Origin of the sequence: Ralstonia sp. OTU4908 (assembly GCF_038440115.1) — a bacterium.
GTDB classification, from domain to species: Bacteria; Pseudomonadota; Gammaproteobacteria; order Burkholderiales; family Burkholderiaceae; genus Ralstonia; species Ralstonia pickettii.
The window spans coordinates 41,260-57,977 of sequence record NZ_JASATD010000021.1 but is presented as its reverse complement, the minus strand read 5'-3'; the positions used below and the strand labels follow the sequence as shown (position 1 = coordinate 57,977).

Here is a 16,718-nt window from a genome sequence, read left to right as displayed (position 1 = left end):
CACGATGTCGATGCTGCCCCCCGAGACCAACGTGGTTGCGGCCACGCAATCCGAACCGGTTCGCGCTGCGGGCCGGCCGTTCTGGCGTACCGATGCGCCGGTGCTGACGGGCATGAAGCTCGGCTGGCTGCTGTTGCTGACCATCGGCTTGCTGCTGCCCACGGCGATGATGCTGTTGCAGGCCACGGGCCTTGTCGCCAGTGCCCGCAGCACAGACGAGCATGGCCTCGCGTTGGTTGCCCACGTGGTGCAGGGGCCGAATTTCCTGGCCATGGTGGGGCGTACGCTGGCCGTATCCAGCGCCGTGGCCGCCATTGTGGTCCCGCTGGCGTTTGCCCTGGCGTATGCGGTGCAGCGCACGCGCATGCCGTTGCGCGGCACGCTGCGCACGCTGGCGATGCTGCCGCTGTTTGCGCCGTCGCTGCTTCCAGGCATTGCGCTGGTCTACCTCTTCGGCAACCAGGGTCTGTTCAAGGCATGGATGAACGGCAGCAACATTTACGGCTTCCGGGGCATCGTGCTGGGCGAGGTGTTTTATACGTTTCCGTATGCGTTGATGCTGCTGCTGGCGACGCTCACGCTGGCGGACGGCCGGCTGTATGACGCCGCCCGTGCCATGGGCGCGAGCCCGTGGCGCACGTTCCGAACGGTCACGCTGCCCGGCGCGCGCTACGGCTTGTTCGGTGCCTTTGCGCTGGTCTTCACGCTGGTGGCGACCGACTTTGGTGTGCCGACCGTGGTGGGGGGCAGCTACCAGGTGCTGGCTGTGGAAGCCTACAAGGCCGTGGTGGGGCAGCAGCAGTTTGCGCGCGGTGCCGTGATCGGCCTGATGCTGCTGCTGCCGGCGCTGCTGACCTTTGCGGTAGAGCGCTTGGTGCAGCGTCGTCAGCACGCCGCGCTGGCCAGCCGCGCGCAGCCATATCATCCGCAGCCCGATCGCCTGCGTGACGGACTTTTCCTCTTGCTGAGCGTCCTGGTGGTCGGCGGCATTCTGCTGATGCTTGCCACCGCCGTCGGGGCATCGCTGGTGAAGCTCTGGCCGTACAACCTCGAACTGTCGCTGCGCAACTACGACTTCGACAATATGGACGGCGGCGGCTGGCTCGCATATCGCAACAGCCTGAAGCTGGCCGCGCTGACGACCTTGTTCGGTACCGCACTGATCTTCACCGGCGCATGGCTGGTCGAAAAGACGCGCGCCGCAGGATGGCTGCAATCGGGGCTGCATTCGGCCATCCGCTTTGCCGTGCTGCTGCCGATGGCGGTGCCCGGCCTCGTGCTCGGTCTGGGCTACGTGTTTTTCTTCAACCATCCGGCCAATCCGCTCAACGGTCTGTATGGCGGCATGGCGCTGATGGTGCTCTGCACGATCATGCACTGCGCCACGGCGGCGCACCTCACGTCGGTGGCGTCGCTGGGGCAACTCGATCCTGTATTCGAGGCGGTGTCGGCCTCGCTCAAGGTGTCGGCGCTGCGCACGTACTGGCGAGTGACGCTGCCGATGTGCCTGCCGGCCGTGCTGTCGTGCGCGCGCTATCTGTTCGTGTCGGCCATGACCACTGTGTCGGCGGTGATCTTCCTCTACAGCCCGGACACCGTCCTCGCCTCCGTGGCCGTGCTGAACATGGACGACGCCGGCGACATCGGCCCTGCGGCGGCCATGTCCACTCTCATTCTCGTCACGTCGATCGTCGTATCGCTGCTGCTCGAACTGGCCATGCGCGGCGTCGTGCGCCGCACGCAGGCTTGGCGCACAGCGACGCGCTGAATCCGTCGTCCGTCATTCGTAGTCCGCAATAGCAACAAGCAACAAGCAGCAACTGCTGAAAGGAAGCAAGAACATGGGTGATTCCTCGCCAATCACGACGCGCCAGGCAAGCGCAGACCGCCTTAACCCCGGCGGCACGCCGTTGCGCCTGGAAGCCGCCGTGCTCGACTGGGCCGGCACCGTGGTCGACTTTGGCTCGTTTGCGCCCACGCAGATCTTCGTCGAAGCGTTTGCCGAGTTTGGCGTCGCCATCACGCTGGACGAAGCACGCGGCCCGATGGGCCTGGGCAAGTGGGACCACATCCGCACGCTGTGCAACGACGGTGCCATCGCCGCGCGTTTCTCGCTCGCGCATGGCCGCATGCCGACCGATGACGATGTCACGGCCATCTACAACCGCTTCATGCCGTTGCAGATCGAAAAGGTGGGAGCGCATTCCGCCATGATTCCGGGCGCACTGGACACCGTCGCCGCGCTGCGCGAAGCGGGTTTGAAGATCGGCACGTGCTCCGGTTACCCGCGCGTGGTGATGGACCGCGTGATCGATCTGGCTGCCAAGGCCGGCTACACGCCCGACTGCGTGATCGCTTGCGACGAAGTGCCCCGCGCCCGCCCATGGCCCGCGCAGGCACTGCGCTGCGTGGTCGACCTTGCGATTGGCGATGTGGCGGCCTGCGTGAAGGTCGACGACACCGTGCCCGGCATCGAAGAGGGCCGCCGCGCCGGCATGTGGACCGTTGCGCTGCTGATGTCGGGCAATGCGCTTGGCCTGCCGTACGAGCAGTACACCGCGCTGTCTGCGGACGAGCGTGCGCGCCATCGCGTTGCCATCTCCGCCGGCTTTGCCGCCTGCCGTCCGCATTACGAGATCGACACGATTGCCGATCTGCCCGAAGTCGTGGCCGACATCAACCGCCGCCTCGCGCGCGGTGAACGCCCGCAGTGCATTTGAGTTTGTTGTCCTGTTTGTTGTCTTGTCCCCTGCATCACACCATATCGAGGAAACCATGACCGCACGTCTTTCCCTGCTGGCCGCCGCAATCACGTCGGCAACGATGGCGTTTGCCACGTCGGCGTTCGCCAAGACCACGCTGACCGTGTACACGGCGCTGGAAGCTGACCAAGTGAAGGCGTACCAGGACGCCTTCGAGAAGGCCAATCCGGACATCGAAATCAAGTGGGTGCGCGACTCCACCGGCGTCGTCACCGCCAAGCTGCTGGCCGAGAAGAACAACCCGCGCGCCGACGTGGTGTGGGGCCTGGCCGCATCGAGCCTGGCCATCCTGGACAAGGAAGGCATGCTGACGCCTTACGCACCGGCCGATCTGGCGAAGATCGGTGCGACTTACCGCGACAAGGCCAACCCGCCGGCATGGGTAGGCATGGATGCCTGGGGCGCCGCCATCTGCTTCAACACCGTCGAAGCACAGAAGCAGAATCTGCCGAAGCCGACGTCGTGGGCCGACCTGACCAAGCCCGTCTATGCCGGCAAGATCGTCATGCCGAACCCGGCTTCGTCGGGCACCGGTTACCTGGACGTCAGCGCCTGGCTGCAGATGATGGGCGAGCAGAAGGGCTGGGCCTACATGGACGCGCTGCACCAGAACATCGGCCAGTACACGCACTCGGGCTCCAAGCCTTGCAAGATGGCAGCCTCGGGCGAGTTCCCGATCGGTATCGCATTTGAATACCGCGCAGTGAAATCGAAGAAGGAAGGCGCCCCGATCGATATCGTGTTGCCGTCGGAAGGCCTGGGTTGGGACGTGGAGGCGACCGGCATCATGAAGGGCACCAAGAACCTGGAAGCGGCCAAGAAGCTGGCTGACTTCTCGGCAAGCCCGGCTGCCATGGCGCTGTACGAGAAGAACTTTGCCGTGGTTGCCACGCCGGGCTTCTCCAAGCCGGATCCGCTGCTGCCGGCCGACTACGAGAAGCATCTGATCAAGAACGACTTTGCATGGGCCAGCGCCAACCGCGATCGCATCCTGGCCGAGTGGACGAAGCGCTACGACGGCAAGTCGGAGAAGAAGTAAGTGATTGAAGCTCCCGCAACTTCCGGGGGCCTGGATGCCAGCACCGACGTCGCGATTGTCGGGGCTGGCATTCTGGGCTTGGCGCATGCGGCCGCTGCCGTCAAACGCGGCCTGCGCGTGACGGTGTTCGAGCGCAGCGATATTGCCGTTGGCGCATCCATCCGCAATTTCGGTCAAATGCTGGTGACTGGCCAGCCGCCCGGCATCATGCTGGACCTTGCGCGCGAAAGCCGCGCGCTGTATCTCGACTGGGCCGACAAGGCCGACATCTTTGCGCGAGCGAACGGTGCGTTGCTGTTTGCCCGCAATGCCGCAGAAGAAGACGTGCTGGACGAGTTCATGGCAACGCGTGCACCGGCCTTCGGCTACAACGTGAAGCTGCTGCGCAGCGCAGACCTGGCGAATCTCTACGATGGCCGTTTCCTGCGCCACCGCGCGGCGCTTCAGGGCTTCGACGATTTGCAGCTCTATTCGCGCGAAGCCATTCCGGCGTTGGCGTCGTGGCTTGCCAAGCAAGGCGTGCGTTTCCATTTCGGGACGCTGGTGCGCCATGTGGAAGGCGGCCGGCTGGAGACGACCGCTGGCGTGTGCAACGCCCAGCGTGTGGTTGTCTGCAGCGGTCACGATTACCAGACGCTGTGTGCTGACCAGCTTCGCGCGCTGCAACCGCAGGTTTGCCGCCTGCAGATGCTGCGCGTCACGCCCGAAGACGGCTTCCGCCTGGAACACGCCGTGCTGACCGGCTTGTCATGCACGCACTACGGTGCCTTTGCAGACTTGCCGACCGCCCAGGCGCTGGCCATGCAGATCGAGCATCAGCGCCCGGAGCTGGCGCGTCATGGCATTCACCTGTTGGTGAGCCCGACGCCCTATGGCGACTGGATCGTTGGCGATTCGCACGACTACGGCCAGGACGCGCGCCCGTTCAATGCCGAGTCGGTCGACAACATCTTGCTGGATCTCGCACGTGACACCTTTGGAGCCAAGGTGCGCGTGGTCGAGCGTTGGCAGGGCGTATACGGCGCGAAGTGCCGTGTGCCGGGCAGCGGCGCATTCTCCATTACCCGCGTCGATGACCGCACCACAGTCGCGCTGATGCACAGCGGCATCGGCATGAGCGTGGGCCCGGCGCTGGCGCATCGGCATATGGATGCGCTGGTCGACGGCACCGAGCTGCCGCAGTGGACACCGCCGGCAAGCGTGCCCGCAGACGTGGCCGCCTGACATCGCTACTGTTCAGCACAGACGCCCGCACGGTTCACGCCGCGCGGGCGTTCTTGTTTTCAGGCAGGAAAGAGTTCGACGATGGGCCAGCCGCGCGATTCGGCCACGGCACGCAAAGTGCTGTCGGGGCTCACGGCCACCGGATGCGAAACGGCCTCGAGCAGCGGCAGGTCGTTGCGTGAATCGCTGTAGAACACGGTGCGCGTGAAATCCGTCATGCGCTGGCCGCGCTGTGCGAGCCATTCCGTGACGCGCACGATCTTGCCCGCGCCAAACGTGGCCGTGCCGAGCGGGTTACCCGTGAAGGCGCCATCGCTCTGGCCGTTGAGGGTCTCGCCTTCCACCGCCAGCAGATGTGGCACGTTGAACGCGGCGGCAATCGGCTCGGCCAGGTAGCGGTGCGTGGCGGTGACGATGCAGCAAAGGTCGCCGGCGCGCAGGTGTGTATCGACCAGTTGCCGTGCGCTCGGCAGCACGGCGGGCGTGATGACTTCGCGCACGAACGTCGCACGCCAGGCGTCGAGCCGCGTGCGCGGGTGCTGGGCCAGCAGGCCGAGCGAGAAGCGCGCGTGTCGCGCAAAGTCGAGCGTGCCGTCGCGGTATTCCCGCATCCAGCGTTCGTTGGCTTGCTCGAACTCGTTTCGGTCCACCGCGCCCTGGGCGACCAGGAAGCGGCCCCATTCGTATTCGCTGTCAATGGGCAGCAGGGTGTGGTCCAGATCGAACAGGGCAAGCGATTGCATACAGCGGGCGGGCAGGGGCGGTTGAAAAACCGCGAGGTTACGACCCTAGCGCGTCGCGGCTGTGTCCATCGCCATAACTTTGGCGATGAACGCATCGGCCTTTTTCTCGGGTGCGTGGGCCAACTGCGGGTCCAGGCAGTCGAGGAACGCCCGCACCAGCCGCGCGTCCTTGCGCTCCTTCAGGAAGTACAGGTATTCGTGGATGACCGGCGCGTTGCCAGCAAACGGCAGCACGCGCACATCGGGCCGGCGCGGTGCTTCACGTGCGGGAACGATGCTGCAGCCCAGCCCCAGGCTGATTGCTTCGTAAATGGCTTCCCGGCTGCCGATGATGCTCGTGCGGGCAGGCTCGATGCCGGCCGCGGCAAACGCGTCTTCGGTAACGCGACGGGTGACGGAGCCCGGTTCGCGCATCAGCAATTGGCAGCCGGCAACGTCATCCAGTGTGACGCTCGGGAGACGTGCAAGTGGGTGGTCCAGCGGCACCACCAGCACCATCGTGTCTTCGGCCAGCGTGATGCGATGCAGGCGTTCGTCGTCCACGGCGTGAGAGGAAACGGCCAGGTCGATACGTACTTCGGAGAGTGCCTCGAGCATCTGCTGCGAGTTGCCGAACTCGATCGTGATTTCGATGGTTGGATGGCGCGTTCGGAACGCCGCCACGCTGGGCAGGATGTAGTAAGGGCCCGTTGCGCCCACGCGCAGGTTGCCGGTGCGCAGATCGCCGGCATTGCGCAGGAGAAAATCGACGTCGCCTTCTTGCTGCGCGAGGCGCTCGACGATGGGCATGAGGCTCACGCCCAGATCGGACAGGTCCAGCCGGCTGCCGCGGCGGTGAAACAGCTCCACGCCGTACATCTCTTCCAGTTGGCGGATGCGCCCCGTCACGGTGGGCTGCGACAGACGCAGGCGCTTGGCGGCCGACGTGACGCTGCCCTGGCGCGCCACTTCGAAGAAGGACATCAATAGATCGGCCAGCATGCTTGTGTTTCCCTGATATGTCTTTTCTTGATCGTCAGGTGCCCAGTCTAGGCAGCGTTTGTGACGCTACATGCGGTAAAACCTTACGGTCAGCCATGGACAGGCGCGTGGGCGGCGGCGATTGCCACGCGCAGGTCAACGTGGCGTGGGTCGCATCGAAAGGAAGGGCGCGCGAGGACGGCGCGGGCGCACATCGTGCTACCGTGTCCACCTATGCGCGTAATAGAGGAGAGACCATGCCGGTGCTGAAGGTCGACGTCGTCACGGCAGAAGAACGGCTGTACGAAGGCAATGCCAAGTTTGTGGTGATCCCCGGCACCGAGGGCGAACTGGGCATCTTGCCCGGCCATGAACGTCTGCTGACGCGCATGCGCCCGGGCAGTGTCCGCGTTACGCAGGAGAACAACGAAGAAGTGATCCTCTTTGTAGCCGGCGGCTTTGTGGACGTGCAACCGGAGCAGGTGATCGTGCTGGCAGACACCGCCGTGCGCGCACACGACCTGGATGAGGCGAAAGCGCAGCAGGCCCGCAAGGCGGCCGAGGAGCTTATGCAGAACAGCCAAAGCAAATTCGACTACGCACGCGCGCAGGCGGAGCTGGCCGAAGCCGTCGCGCAACTGGCCGCCATCGAGCGTTTGCGCAAGCGCCGCCGCTGAGGCTTGGCCATCACAAGAAAGGGGCCATGCTGCCCTGCACCACAACGGCGCTGACGTGTCGTCCCACCACGGGTGGGGTAAAGAACCGCGCCGGTTCTCCGTTTTAGAGCAGAACGATCGAATTTCCCGCCGAACGTCGCCCCACAGACGTGATCGGTTCCGCCGGTTCTGCTGATGTCGCCCCTTGTTGTGATTGCCCGTGCGCTTGGGCCTGGTTGCTTGAAACATCCGAGTGCAGAGCATGTGTTCTCGTTGCCAATGCGCTTGCCGTGGGCGCTGCTCGACCCGAGCCGAATTGCGCAAATGTTTGCGGTGGCGGTTACGTTGCTTTCCACGGCAGCGCTGGCCCAAACAGACGCGACAGACCTGACCGCGTTGCCTATCGAACAACTCATGCAGGTGCAGGTCGTCACGGGCGCATCCAAGTACGCGCAAGCCGCGAATGAGGCGCCCGCCAACGTTTCGGTCATTACCGCGGCGGACATCAAAGCCTATGGCTGGCGCACGCTGGCCGACATCCTGGGGAGCCTTCCAGGGCTCTACACCAACTACGATCGCAGCTACAACACGCTTGGGGCGCGCGGCTTTCTACGGGCGGGCGACTACGACACCCGCTTCCTGTTGCTGATCGACGGTCATCGCACCAACGATCCGATCTTCGATCAGGCGGCCGTCGGCACCGAAGCCATCCTCAACGTCGACCTGATCGAGCGGGTGGAGTACGTGCCCGGAGCGGGCTCGGCGGTGTACGGGTCGAACGCGCTGTTCGGTGTGATCAACATCATCACCAAGCGCGGCCGTGACATCGACGGCGTGCAGGCCAGTGGATCGACCGGCAGCGCCAATGCGCGCGATGCCCGCCTGACGTGGGGCAAGCGAGCCGAGAACGGTGCCGAGTGGCTGCTGTCGGCCAGCGTGAGCGATGCCCCGGGCCGCGACCTGTACTTTGCCGAGTTCAATCAGCCCGGCGTGAGTGACGGTGTGGCCCGCGGCATGGATTTCGACCGCGCCAAGCGTCTGTTCGCCAAGGGCAGTTTCGGCGAGTTCGGGATGACCTTCGGCTACGTCGATCGGACGAAGGGCGTGCCGACTGCGCCGTACAACCAGAGCTTCAACGACCCGCGCTCGCGCGCTGTCGACACGCGGCAGATATTCAACGGCACCTGGCAACACGCACTGGACGACACGACCGACGTGTCCGCGCGGCTGTTCTGGGGGCGGTATGCGTCGCTGGGCGATTACACGTACAACCCGCCCCCGGCCGGCATCAACCGCGATGTGTTCGATACCGGGTGGTACGGCACGGAACTCAAGCTCGTGACGCGCCGTATCGAACGCCACACGCTGGTCATGGGTACCGAGCTGCAGCGCGACTACCGTGATGCAATGCGTAATTTCGATACGGTGCCCTACGTCAGTTACCTGGACGACCATCGCACCAACAACCGCGTGGGCGTATATGTGCAGGACCAATTCATGCTGCACCCGGACTGGCTGTTGGATACGGGCCTGCGCTACGACCACACGAGCTTTACCCCGGGCATCTTCAGCCCGCGTGTGGGCCTGATCTGGCATGCCGCCCCAACGACCACCGTCAAGGCGATCTACGGCATGGCCTATCGCGCGCCGAACGATTACGAATTGAATTATCAGAGCAGCGCGCCCGGCGGCCAGCAGGCTACCCACGGGCTGTCGGCCGAACGCATCCGTACGTATGAAGCGGTCGTCGAGCAACAAGTGGCTGTGGGCGGCAAGGCGACGTTGTCGGTGTTTCAGAACAACGTTTCCAACCAGATCAGCCAGAGCGAAGACCCGAACACCGGGCTGCTCTACTTCAGCAACGTGGCGCGCGTGCGCACGCGGGGCGCAGAACTCGGCTACGAGCAGACCTGGCCGGGCGGCACGCGCCTGCGCACCAGCTACAGTTTCCAGCGTTCCGAAGACATCGACACCGGCCAGACGCTGGCCAATTCGCCGCGTCACATGCTCAAGGTCAATGCCACCACGCCCGTGTGGCGTGACGACTGGCGCGCAGGGATCGAGGCGCGATACATCAGTAATCGGCTGACGACAACGGGCCAAGTGGGCGGTTACTGGATCGCCAACCTGACCTTGCTGGCGGCGCAGCTGGCACCCAATCTGGAGATGTCGGCCAGCGTCTACAACCTGTTCGATCGGCGCTATGCCGATCCGGCCGGGCCGGAGCAACCGCAGCCATCCATCGATCAGGATGGCCGTACCTTTCGCGTGAAACTCACCTACACCTTCCGATGAACACCCCGCACGGCACCGTCCGACGCGCCCGAAGAGCAGGCCCGCGCAGGTTATGTGCGGCGCTGGGTGCCGTGCTGGCTGGCGTGGTATGCATGGGCGCTACGCACGCGCAGATGCAGGCCAGCGAGGTGCAGGTCAAGGCAGCATTCATCTACAACTTTGCGCTGTTCACCAACTGGCCGGCTGATGCCATGCAGGCCGACGCCCCGATGGTGTTGTGCGTGACAGCACAGCATCCGTTGCAGGCAGCCTTGGAAAAACTGACAGGAAAACCCGTGCGCGGACACCGCCTGGAAATCCGAAAGATCAATGACGGTATCGTTGCCGGCTGCCATGTCTTGGTGTTTGACACGCGTGCTCCGAACGTCGTGCGTGTCGATCCGGCCACGCCCATGCTGACGGTGTCCGACAGCCCCAAGAACCAGCGCGCACCCGGCAACCCCGAACCGATGATCGCGTTGACGCTGCATGACGATCGCGTGGTCTTCGACATCGATTCTGTGGCCGCGCGGCAAGCCCATCTGCAACTCAGCTCACAACTGCTGCGCCTGGCAAGGACCGTGCAATGAGCCTGTACGTTACGACCCCTCGGCCCCGCCTGGGGCACTCCATGGTGCGAGCCAATATGGCCGGTGCCGGTGCGGCACTGACCATTGCCGGCTTCCTGCTCATCGTGTTCCAGTTCATCGCGCTGCATGCGGCGCTGGTGCGCGATGTGCATGTGCAGGCGCGCATCGTGGGTGCCAACAGCGTGGCAGCGCTGCTTTTCAATGACCGCCGCGCGGCAGAAGAAACGCTGGGCGCTCTGGGGGCATCGCCGTCACTGCGCGCTGCCGGCATTTTCAGCGCGCTGCGCAAGCCGCTGGCGCTGTATCAGCACGGCGATGCCGCGCCCGTCCGCGCACCCGATGCCGCCATGCTGCGCGAGTCGGCTGTATCGACGCTCACCACGCTGGAGGTGGTGGAGCCCGTGGAATCGGAGCGCCGCGTGATCGGCTACGTGGTGGTGCGCTCCAGCCTCAGCGAGCTGTACATGCAACTGCTCGGCTATGCGGTGCTGACCGTATCGGTGGGCATCGGTGCAATGGGCCTCGCGTATCTGGTGATCGCCCGCATGCGCCGCGCGGTGCTGCAGGCAGAGGCGCACCTGGACTACCTGGCCCACATCGATTCGGTGACGGAACTGCCGAACCGGCACGCCTTCAACGAACGCCTGCAGGTGTCGCTCAAGCGCGCAGGCCAGACGGGGGCGGTTGGGCTGCTCCTGCTGGATCTGGACAACTTCAAGGTCGTCAATGACACGCTGGGCCACAACAACGGCGACCGCCTGCTGCGCCAGGTTGCACGGCGGCTGAACGACGTGATCGAGCAGGCCAACCTGCGCGCCGTGCTGTGCCGCATCGGCGGAGACGAGTTCGCGGTGATCGCAGAGTTGTCGGGGCGCGCACAGATTGCCGCGACGGAAGCCGCAACGCTGGCCGATGGGTTGGCCAAGCGCATTCTTGCCGCGCTGGCGGCGCCGTTTGCACTCGACCTGCACCAGATCTACGTGACGGCCAGCGTGGGCGTGAGCCTGTATCCACATGACGCGCGCGACGTGCAGGCCCTGACGCGCAACGCCGACACGGCCATGTATCACGCCAAGAACCACGGCAAGAATGCGTCGGCGAGCTTCACATCGGAGATGGACCAGCAGGCGCGCCGCCGCCTGCGCGTAGAAGCCGACCTGCGCCGGGCGCTCGACCGCGAAGAGTTGTTGCTGGCCTACCAGCCGCAGGTGCGCCTGCGCACCGACGATGCTCACGACGCGGTGATCTCCAGGGCGAACGTCTACGGCGTGGAAGCACTGGTGCGCTGGCGCCATCCCGAGATCGGGCTGATCGGCCCGGGCGAGTTCATCGCCGTGGCGGAAGAAACCGGGCTGATCGTGCCGCTGGGCCTGTGGGTGCTGCGTACAGCGTGCCAACAAGCCGTGCGCTGGATGCGCGAAGACGGCGTCACGCTGCGCGTGGCCGTCAACCTGTCGGCTCGGCAGACGCGCGACCCGGCGCTCGTGGAAAACGTCATGGACGTGCTGCGCGAAACCGGCATGCCGCCGCATCAGCTCGAACTCGAAATTACCGAGAGCGTGCTGATGGAAGACATCGAAGCCAACATCGCGCTGCTCGAATCCCTGCACGCGGCTGGCATCAGCCTGTCGATCGACGATTTCGGCACCGGGTATTCGTCGCTGGCGTATCTGCAGCGTTTTCCGATCCAGAAGCTCAAGATCGACCGCAGCTTCGTGCAGCGCATGCCCGGCGACGGCGAGGCCATTGCCGGCGCGGTGATCGCCATGGCGCACAGCCTGCGCATGCAGGTGGTGGCCGAAGGCGTGGAAGACCCCGAGCAGCTCGCGTTGCTGCGCGACGCCGGATGCGACCTGGGGCAGGGCTACCTGTTCTCGCGCCCGCAGCAAGCCGACGCGTTGATGGCCTGGCTCAAGCGGCTGGACAGCGCCGAGGACGACGGAACCGCCGCGTTTGCCGACGGCGAAGCGGAGCCGAGCGCGTCGTTGCCGTCGTCGTTGGCCGGATAACTTCTCTCCCAGAAGACCGTCTTCAGAATTCACCTATTTGGTATACTAACCAACTAGGTTAATTTGGCGTGCATGGAAAAACGTACGCCACACGCCAAGCTGTCGCTCATCCGTGAACTGATCCGATCGGGCAGCGTACGGGCGACACGCAGTGCATACGAGGGGGCGCTCGAACTCGGCATCACGGATCTGGCGGGCATGTGCGCAGTCGTCATGACGCTGACGCTGCACTGCTTCTACAAGAGCATGACGACCCATGCCGACCACCGCGTGTGGCAAGACGTCTATCACGCCAAGGCGCAGGGTCAAGACGTCTACCTGAAGCTGACCGTCGTTGATGGCGTGCTGATCGTTTCCTTCAAGGAGCTTTGACCATGAAATGCCCGAGCTGCGGTGCCGCCGAGCTGGTTCATGACACCCGCGATGTGCCGTACGCCTACAAAGGCGAGACGACTGTCATCCCGTCCGTCACTGGAGAGTTTTGCCCGGCATGCGACGAGATCGTGCTCGAACGCGAGCAGGGCGACCGGTATGGCGAACTGGTGTCGGCGTTTCAGCGCCAGGTGAATGCCGGCTATGTTGATCCGGCCTACATTGCGGCGGTGCGGCGCAAACTGAATCTGGACCAGCGCGAGGCCGCCGAGATTTTTGGCGGCGGCGTCAATGCGTTCTCGCGCTATGAGACGGGGAAGACGAAACCGTCTCTGGCGCTGGTGAAACTCTTGAAGCTTCTCGACCACCACCCCGATCTGCTGGCTGAAATCAAGACAGCTTGACCGCCCTCCAAAGAAAAAGCCCGCCAATGTGCGGGCTTTTTTTCGGCCACCATCGGGCACGTTCAAGCAGCCGCCCGCCGCGCCGCGCGCGTTGCCCCGGCTGTCAGCACCACCACGGCCGCGAGGATGATGCCCGTTGCGCCCAGCGTCTGCGGTGCGACGACTTCATCGGCCAGCCATGCGCCCATCAGCAGGGCGATGGGCGGGTTCACATACACATAGCTTGTCGCCATGACGGTGGACACGCGTTCCACCAGCGCCATGTAGGCCGTGAACGCGATGGCCGAGCCGAACACCACAAGGTAGCCCCACGCAAGCGCGGCATGCGTGCCGATGTGGCTGGGCCACGTTTCGCCGGTGAGGAGGCTGAGCACGACGAGCGCCACGCCGCCAAAGGCCATCTCCAATACGAAAGCCGTCATGCCCTTGGGCATGTCGATGCGCTTGGAGAGCTGCGAGCCGAACGACCATGACGCAATGGCGGTGGTCAGCGCGAGCACGCCGACCGTGCTGGCCTGAAATTCCGCTCCGCGAAACAGCACCGCAATCCCGATGCTGCCCAGCGCGATCGCGCCAATTTCATACGCCCGCAGGCGGCCGCCGGCCAGCAGCGTCCACAGCGTGGAGAACAGCGGCATGGACGCAATCATCACCGTGGTCGCACCCGACGAGATGGTCTGCTCGGCCACCGCCGTCATGCCCATGCCGCCCACCAGCATGAACGCGCCGATCAATGCGCAGTTGCGGACCTGGCGCAAGGACGGCCGTTCTTCGGGCCGCTTGCGCTGTCGCAGGACGACCAGCGGGGCGAGCAGCACCGCCGCAGCCAAAAAGCGCGAGCCCATCATCAGAAAGGGCGGCAGATCGGTCAGCGCAAAACGGATGGCGAGATACGTTGTGCCCCACACCACGTAGGTGATGAGCAGGCACAGGGCGATGAAGGGGGACATGACGGAACCTCTGCGAGGAAGTCCCGATGCTACGCAAGGTGGGCTTATGCGCAAAACGAGTTTTGTTATCGCTCGTTGTGAACATTGTTAGCAAGCAAGTGAGCTGAGGCGTGTGTGGAGTTTGGAACTCCAATCATGGGGTTCCAGACCTCGCGTTCCCGGTTATGAAACCGGCGTGCGGGGTTTGGAACCCCATGCACGGCGTTCAGAACCTCAATGTTGGCGTTCGCACTACGAGTTATCGAGGTTCTGAACGCCACCCGTCACGTTCCGAACGCCAACGGTGGAGTTCGGAACCTCAAGCGTGGCGTCCGGAACCTCAAGCGTGGAGTGTTGGAACTTCAAGTGTCGAGTTCAGAACGCCAAGCGTGACGTTCCGAACCTTGGCGGCCAGTCAGATGACCCGGAAACCGTGCGTTCCGTCGCGCCGCAGCTGCTCGACCAGCCCGAACTCCCAGTCGAGATAGGCCTGCATCGCGGTACGCGGCGCGCTCGTGCCTTCGTACGGGCGGCGATAGCGGTCGATGCGGTCTGAGGCAAGGCGGGTCTCGCCGGCTTCAACGGGCAGGCCGGCAGCCACCCAGGCTGCGGTGCCGCCGTCGAGCACCCACACCTCGGCATGCGTCAGCTTGGCGAGGTCGGCGGCGGCAAAGCGGGCGAGCTGGCTGGAACCGCACGTCAGCACATAGCGGCGTGCGGCCGGGATGCGTTCCAGCGCTGCGGGCAAGTCTGAACGTACGGCAAACCACGCGCCCGGAATATGCCGCGCAACGTAGTTGGCGCTGCGTGTGACGTCGATGACGGCGGTGTCGCCCGCTTCGAGCCAGCCTGCCAGAGCGCGGGCGTCAACGGTGCGCACGGCGGGCGGCGGCGGGGCAGGTGTCTGCCACGTCCCGGTGACGCTGCGCTCGCTCGCGTCGACCGGATCGACGACATAAACCTCCCAGCCCATCTGTGCGAGCCACGAGGCGGACATGTCGGCGCGCACGCCGTCGTCATCGGCCAGGACGATGCGCGCGCCGCGCACGGCAGCCGTATGGTCGGTTTCCTGCACGAGCTGGCCGCCGGGCGCGCTGGCAAAGCCGGGCAGGTGGCCGGCGGCGTATTCCTCGGGCGTGCGCACGTCGAGCTTGTAGACCGTGCGGTCCGGTGTCTCGAGTTTGGCAACCTCAGCCAGCGCAATGCGCGGCACGTTGGCGCGCTCGGCCACGGCGCGCGCATCGGCCTGTGCCTGCGCGCGTGTTTCGGCAGACACCTCCTGCGGGTGACGGCGGCTGGCGCCATGGTCGAGCACCTGATCGGCCAGCAACCAGCCGATGGTGCCGTTGCGCAGTGCCGCCACCGGGTTGGGAATGCCGGCATTCACCAGCGATTGCGTGCCGATGATGCTGCGCGTGCGGCCCGCGCAATTGACGATGACCTGCGTGCTCGGGTCCGGCGCCAGCTCGCGGATGCGCAGCACCAGCTCGGCGCCCGGCACGCTCGTCGCCGTGGGGATGCTCATGGTCTGAAACTCTTCATAGCGGCGCGAATCGACGATCACCACGTCGCGCTTGGCATCAAGCAGCGCCTTGACCTCCTGCGCGCTGAGCGATGGCGTGTGGCGATGCGCCTCCACGTATTCGCCAAAGGATTTGCTCGGCACGTTCACGTCCTGGAACACTTCGCCGCCGGCTGCGCGCCAGCCATCGAGTCCGCCTTCGAGCAGGTACACGCGCGTATAGCCCAGTTCAGCCAGCTTGGCGGCTGCTTGCGGAGCGAGGTCCACGCCATCGTGCACGCCGTACAGCACGATCAACGTATCGCGGCGCGGAATGCGCGACCACGCTTCCAGCTCCAGCCGGGAGAGCGGCAGGTTGGCTGCCCACAACGGATGCGCCTGGGCATACGGGTCTTCCTCGCGGACGTCGACCAGCGCGATCTCCTTGCGGGCCAGCAGGGCGGCGCGCACGTCGGCATACGCCAGCGTCGGGACGTGGGTTTCGGCCAGCGGTGCAGCGACCGGCGATTCGATGGCGTCGATAGCGTCGATGATGGTGCTCATGATGCGGGCGTGTCCTTGGAACGGTCCCAGAGATTGGGCAGATGGGTATTCGAATAGCCGGAGACGAACGGCTTGCGCTCGCCGTCTTCCGTATAGACGGAGCGGTGGATGCCGCCGATGTTGCCGCCATAGACGTGGATGCTGATCGACGTGCGATCGTCAAAGGCGTTGTGCACGCGGTGGATGTCACCCACGCGCGGCGAGACGTGTTCCACAGCGCCTGGCTCCAGGCGAATCGCCGGGCCGTCGGGTTGGGGTTTGCCTTGGGCGTCGAGCTTGAACGGCTGCGAGTATTCGGCGCCGCGCAGCATGCCGATCAGGCCCCACGTGGTGTGGTCGTGAATGGGTGTGCGCTGGCCCGGGCCCCAGACAAAGCTGACGATGGAAAAGCGCTCGCCGGAATCGGCATGCAGGAGGAACTGCTGGAAGTGCTCGGGGTGCGGCTGGGCGTATTCAGCGGGCAACCAGTCGTCGCGGGCGACAAGCGCACTGAGCAGGGCGCCGGCGCGCGAGAGGATTTCGGCTTCGGTCGGTTGCTGATCCAGCAGGCGCGACAGCGCCGTCACGAACTCACGCAGCGGCGCGATGGACTGTGTTTGTGCGGGTGCCGCAGGCGAAGCAGCAGCGGAAACAGTGGCGAGTACGGGCGTGCTCATCGACAGGTTCCTGATGTGGGATTTTTGGGCATCTT

15 protein-coding genes are annotated in these 16,718 nt (G+C 64.9%); 10 read left to right on the top strand and 5 right to left on the bottom strand.

The features are described 5' to 3' along the window. Window positions 1-4 precede the first annotated feature (4 nt). From AAHM38_RS17465 to AAHM38_RS17450, 4 genes are all read left to right on the top strand, one after another. On the top strand, window positions 5-1,768 hold the full coding sequence (locus AAHM38_RS17465) for a putative 2-aminoethylphosphonate ABC transporter permease subunit (protein WP_116576010.1): 1,764 nt from the start codon (window positions 5-7) through the stop codon (window positions 1,766-1,768). A 73-nt stretch (window positions 1,769-1,841) separates the two neighbouring features. Then, entirely contained in the window at window positions 1,842-2,720 is an 879-nt protein-coding gene (gene phnX, locus AAHM38_RS17460) for a phosphonoacetaldehyde hydrolase (protein WP_116576009.1), read from the top strand. 55 nt (window positions 2,721-2,775) lie between these two features. Continuing rightward, window positions 2,776-3,801 (top strand): putative 2-aminoethylphosphonate ABC transporter substrate-binding protein, encoded by a 1,026-nt coding sequence (locus tag AAHM38_RS17455; RefSeq protein ID WP_009241857.1) that lies wholly within the window; start codon window positions 2,776-2,778, stop codon window positions 3,799-3,801. Further along, entirely contained in the window at window positions 3,802-5,025 is a 1,224-nt protein-coding gene (locus AAHM38_RS17450) for a TIGR03364 family FAD-dependent oxidoreductase (RefSeq protein ID WP_116576008.1), read from the top strand. Between the two features lie 59 nt (window positions 5,026-5,084). Here the strand turns inward: AAHM38_RS17450 and AAHM38_RS17445 are convergent, their stop codons facing one another. Beyond that, entirely contained in the window at window positions 5,085-5,768 is a 684-nt protein-coding gene (locus AAHM38_RS17445) for an HAD family hydrolase (RefSeq protein ID WP_009241855.1), read from the bottom strand. Window positions 5,769-5,813: 45 nt separating this feature from the next. Then, a complete protein-coding gene (locus tag AAHM38_RS17440; protein WP_116576007.1) occupies window positions 5,814-6,749 on the bottom strand; it encodes a LysR substrate-binding domain-containing protein in 936 nt (311 codons plus the stop codon). A gap of 236 nt (window positions 6,750-6,985) precedes the next feature. Here AAHM38_RS17440 and AAHM38_RS17435 point away from each other — a divergent pair, with 236 nt between their 5' ends. The 6 genes from AAHM38_RS17435 to AAHM38_RS17410 all read left to right on the top strand — a co-directional run bounded on the left by AAHM38_RS17435 (window position 6,986) and on the right by AAHM38_RS17410 (window position 13,033). Continuing rightward, window positions 6,986-7,405 (top strand): F0F1 ATP synthase subunit epsilon, encoded by a 420-nt coding sequence (locus tag AAHM38_RS17435; RefSeq protein WP_004633929.1) that lies wholly within the window; start codon window positions 6,986-6,988, stop codon window positions 7,403-7,405. Window positions 7,406-7,663: 258 nt separating this feature from the next. Continuing rightward, window positions 7,664-9,679, top strand: a complete 2,016-nt coding sequence (locus AAHM38_RS17430; RefSeq protein ID WP_116576006.1) for a TonB-dependent receptor plug domain-containing protein — start codon at window positions 7,664-7,666, stop codon at window positions 9,677-9,679. Beyond that, window positions 9,676-10,248 carry a YfiR family protein gene (locus tag AAHM38_RS17425; protein ID WP_116576005.1) on the top strand — a complete coding sequence of 191 codons (573 nt, stop codon included), beginning with the start codon at window positions 9,676-9,678 and terminating at the stop codon, window positions 10,246-10,248. Before AAHM38_RS17430 ends, AAHM38_RS17425 begins: the two co-directional genes overlap by 4 nt. After that, window positions 10,245-12,257: a putative bifunctional diguanylate cyclase/phosphodiesterase gene (locus AAHM38_RS17420; RefSeq protein ID WP_116576004.1), complete on the top strand. Its 2,013-nt coding sequence runs from the start codon at window positions 10,245-10,247 to the stop codon at window positions 12,255-12,257. Before AAHM38_RS17425 ends, AAHM38_RS17420 begins: the two co-directional genes overlap by 4 nt. A 72-nt stretch (window positions 12,258-12,329) precedes the next feature. Beyond that, complete coding sequence (locus AAHM38_RS17415) at window positions 12,330-12,629, top strand: type II toxin-antitoxin system MqsR family toxin (protein WP_116576003.1); 300 nt, start codon at window positions 12,330-12,332, stop codon at window positions 12,627-12,629. A 2-nt stretch (window positions 12,630-12,631) separates the two neighbouring features. Beyond that, complete coding sequence (locus tag AAHM38_RS17410; protein ID WP_103519026.1) at window positions 12,632-13,033, top strand: type II toxin-antitoxin system MqsA family antitoxin; 402 nt, start codon at window positions 12,632-12,634, stop codon at window positions 13,031-13,033. Window positions 13,034-13,095: 62 nt separating this feature from the next. Here the strand turns inward: AAHM38_RS17410 and AAHM38_RS17405 are convergent, their stop codons facing one another. The 3 genes from AAHM38_RS17405 to AAHM38_RS17395 form a co-directional block, all read right to left on the bottom strand. After that, window positions 13,096-13,983, bottom strand: a complete 888-nt coding sequence (locus AAHM38_RS17405) for an EamA family transporter (RefSeq protein WP_116576002.1) — start codon at window positions 13,981-13,983, stop codon at window positions 13,096-13,098. A 394-nt stretch (window positions 13,984-14,377) separates the two neighbouring features. Then, window positions 14,378-16,027: a rhodanese-related sulfurtransferase gene (locus tag AAHM38_RS17400; protein WP_116576001.1), complete on the bottom strand. Its 1,650-nt coding sequence runs from the start codon at window positions 16,025-16,027 to the stop codon at window positions 14,378-14,380. Continuing rightward, window positions 16,024-16,683: a cysteine dioxygenase family protein gene (locus AAHM38_RS17395; protein ID WP_116576000.1), complete on the bottom strand. Its 660-nt coding sequence runs from the start codon at window positions 16,681-16,683 to the stop codon at window positions 16,024-16,026. Before AAHM38_RS17395 ends, AAHM38_RS17400 begins: the two co-directional genes overlap by 4 nt. Window positions 16,684-16,718: the final 35 nt, after the last annotated feature.

What these genes read in the sequence shown, in the direction of transcription:
- AAHM38_RS17465 (WP_116576010.1), top strand. Translation starts at nt 5, where the DNA reads ATGTCGATGCTGCCCCCCGAGACCAACGTGGTTGCGGCCACGCAATCC.
- phnX (WP_116576009.1), top strand. Translation starts at nt 1,842, where the DNA reads ATGGGTGATTCCTCGCCAATCACGACGCGCCAGGCAAGCGCAGACCGC.
- AAHM38_RS17455 (WP_009241857.1), top strand. Translation starts at nt 2,776, where the DNA reads ATGACCGCACGTCTTTCCCTGCTGGCCGCCGCAATCACGTCGGCAACG.
- AAHM38_RS17445 (WP_009241855.1), bottom strand. Translation starts at nt 5,768, where the DNA reads ATGCAATCGCTTGCCCTGTTCGATCTGGACCACACCCTGCTGCCCATT.
- AAHM38_RS17440 (WP_116576007.1), bottom strand. Translation starts at nt 6,749, where the DNA reads ATGCTGGCCGATCTATTGATGTCCTTCTTCGAAGTGGCGCGCCAGGGC.
- AAHM38_RS17435 (WP_004633929.1), top strand. Translation starts at nt 6,986, where the DNA reads ATGCCGGTGCTGAAGGTCGACGTCGTCACGGCAGAAGAACGGCTGTAC.
- AAHM38_RS17430 (WP_116576006.1), top strand. Translation starts at nt 7,664, where the DNA reads ATGCGCTTGCCGTGGGCGCTGCTCGACCCGAGCCGAATTGCGCAAATG.
- AAHM38_RS17425 (WP_116576005.1), top strand. Translation starts at nt 9,676, where the DNA reads ATGAACACCCCGCACGGCACCGTCCGACGCGCCCGAAGAGCAGGCCCG.
- AAHM38_RS17420 (WP_116576004.1), top strand. Translation starts at nt 10,245, where the DNA reads ATGAGCCTGTACGTTACGACCCCTCGGCCCCGCCTGGGGCACTCCATG.
- AAHM38_RS17415 (WP_116576003.1), top strand. Translation starts at nt 12,330, where the DNA reads ATGGAAAAACGTACGCCACACGCCAAGCTGTCGCTCATCCGTGAACTG.
- AAHM38_RS17410 (WP_103519026.1), top strand. Translation starts at nt 12,632, where the DNA reads ATGAAATGCCCGAGCTGCGGTGCCGCCGAGCTGGTTCATGACACCCGC.
- AAHM38_RS17405 (WP_116576002.1), bottom strand. Translation starts at nt 13,983, where the DNA reads ATGTCCCCCTTCATCGCCCTGTGCCTGCTCATCACCTACGTGGTGTGG.
- AAHM38_RS17400 (WP_116576001.1), bottom strand. Translation starts at nt 16,027, where the DNA reads ATGAGCACCATCATCGACGCTATCGACGCCATCGAATCGCCGGTCGCT.
- AAHM38_RS17395 (WP_116576000.1), bottom strand. Translation starts at nt 16,683, where the DNA reads ATGAGCACGCCCGTACTCGCCACTGTTTCCGCTGCTGCTTCGCCTGCG.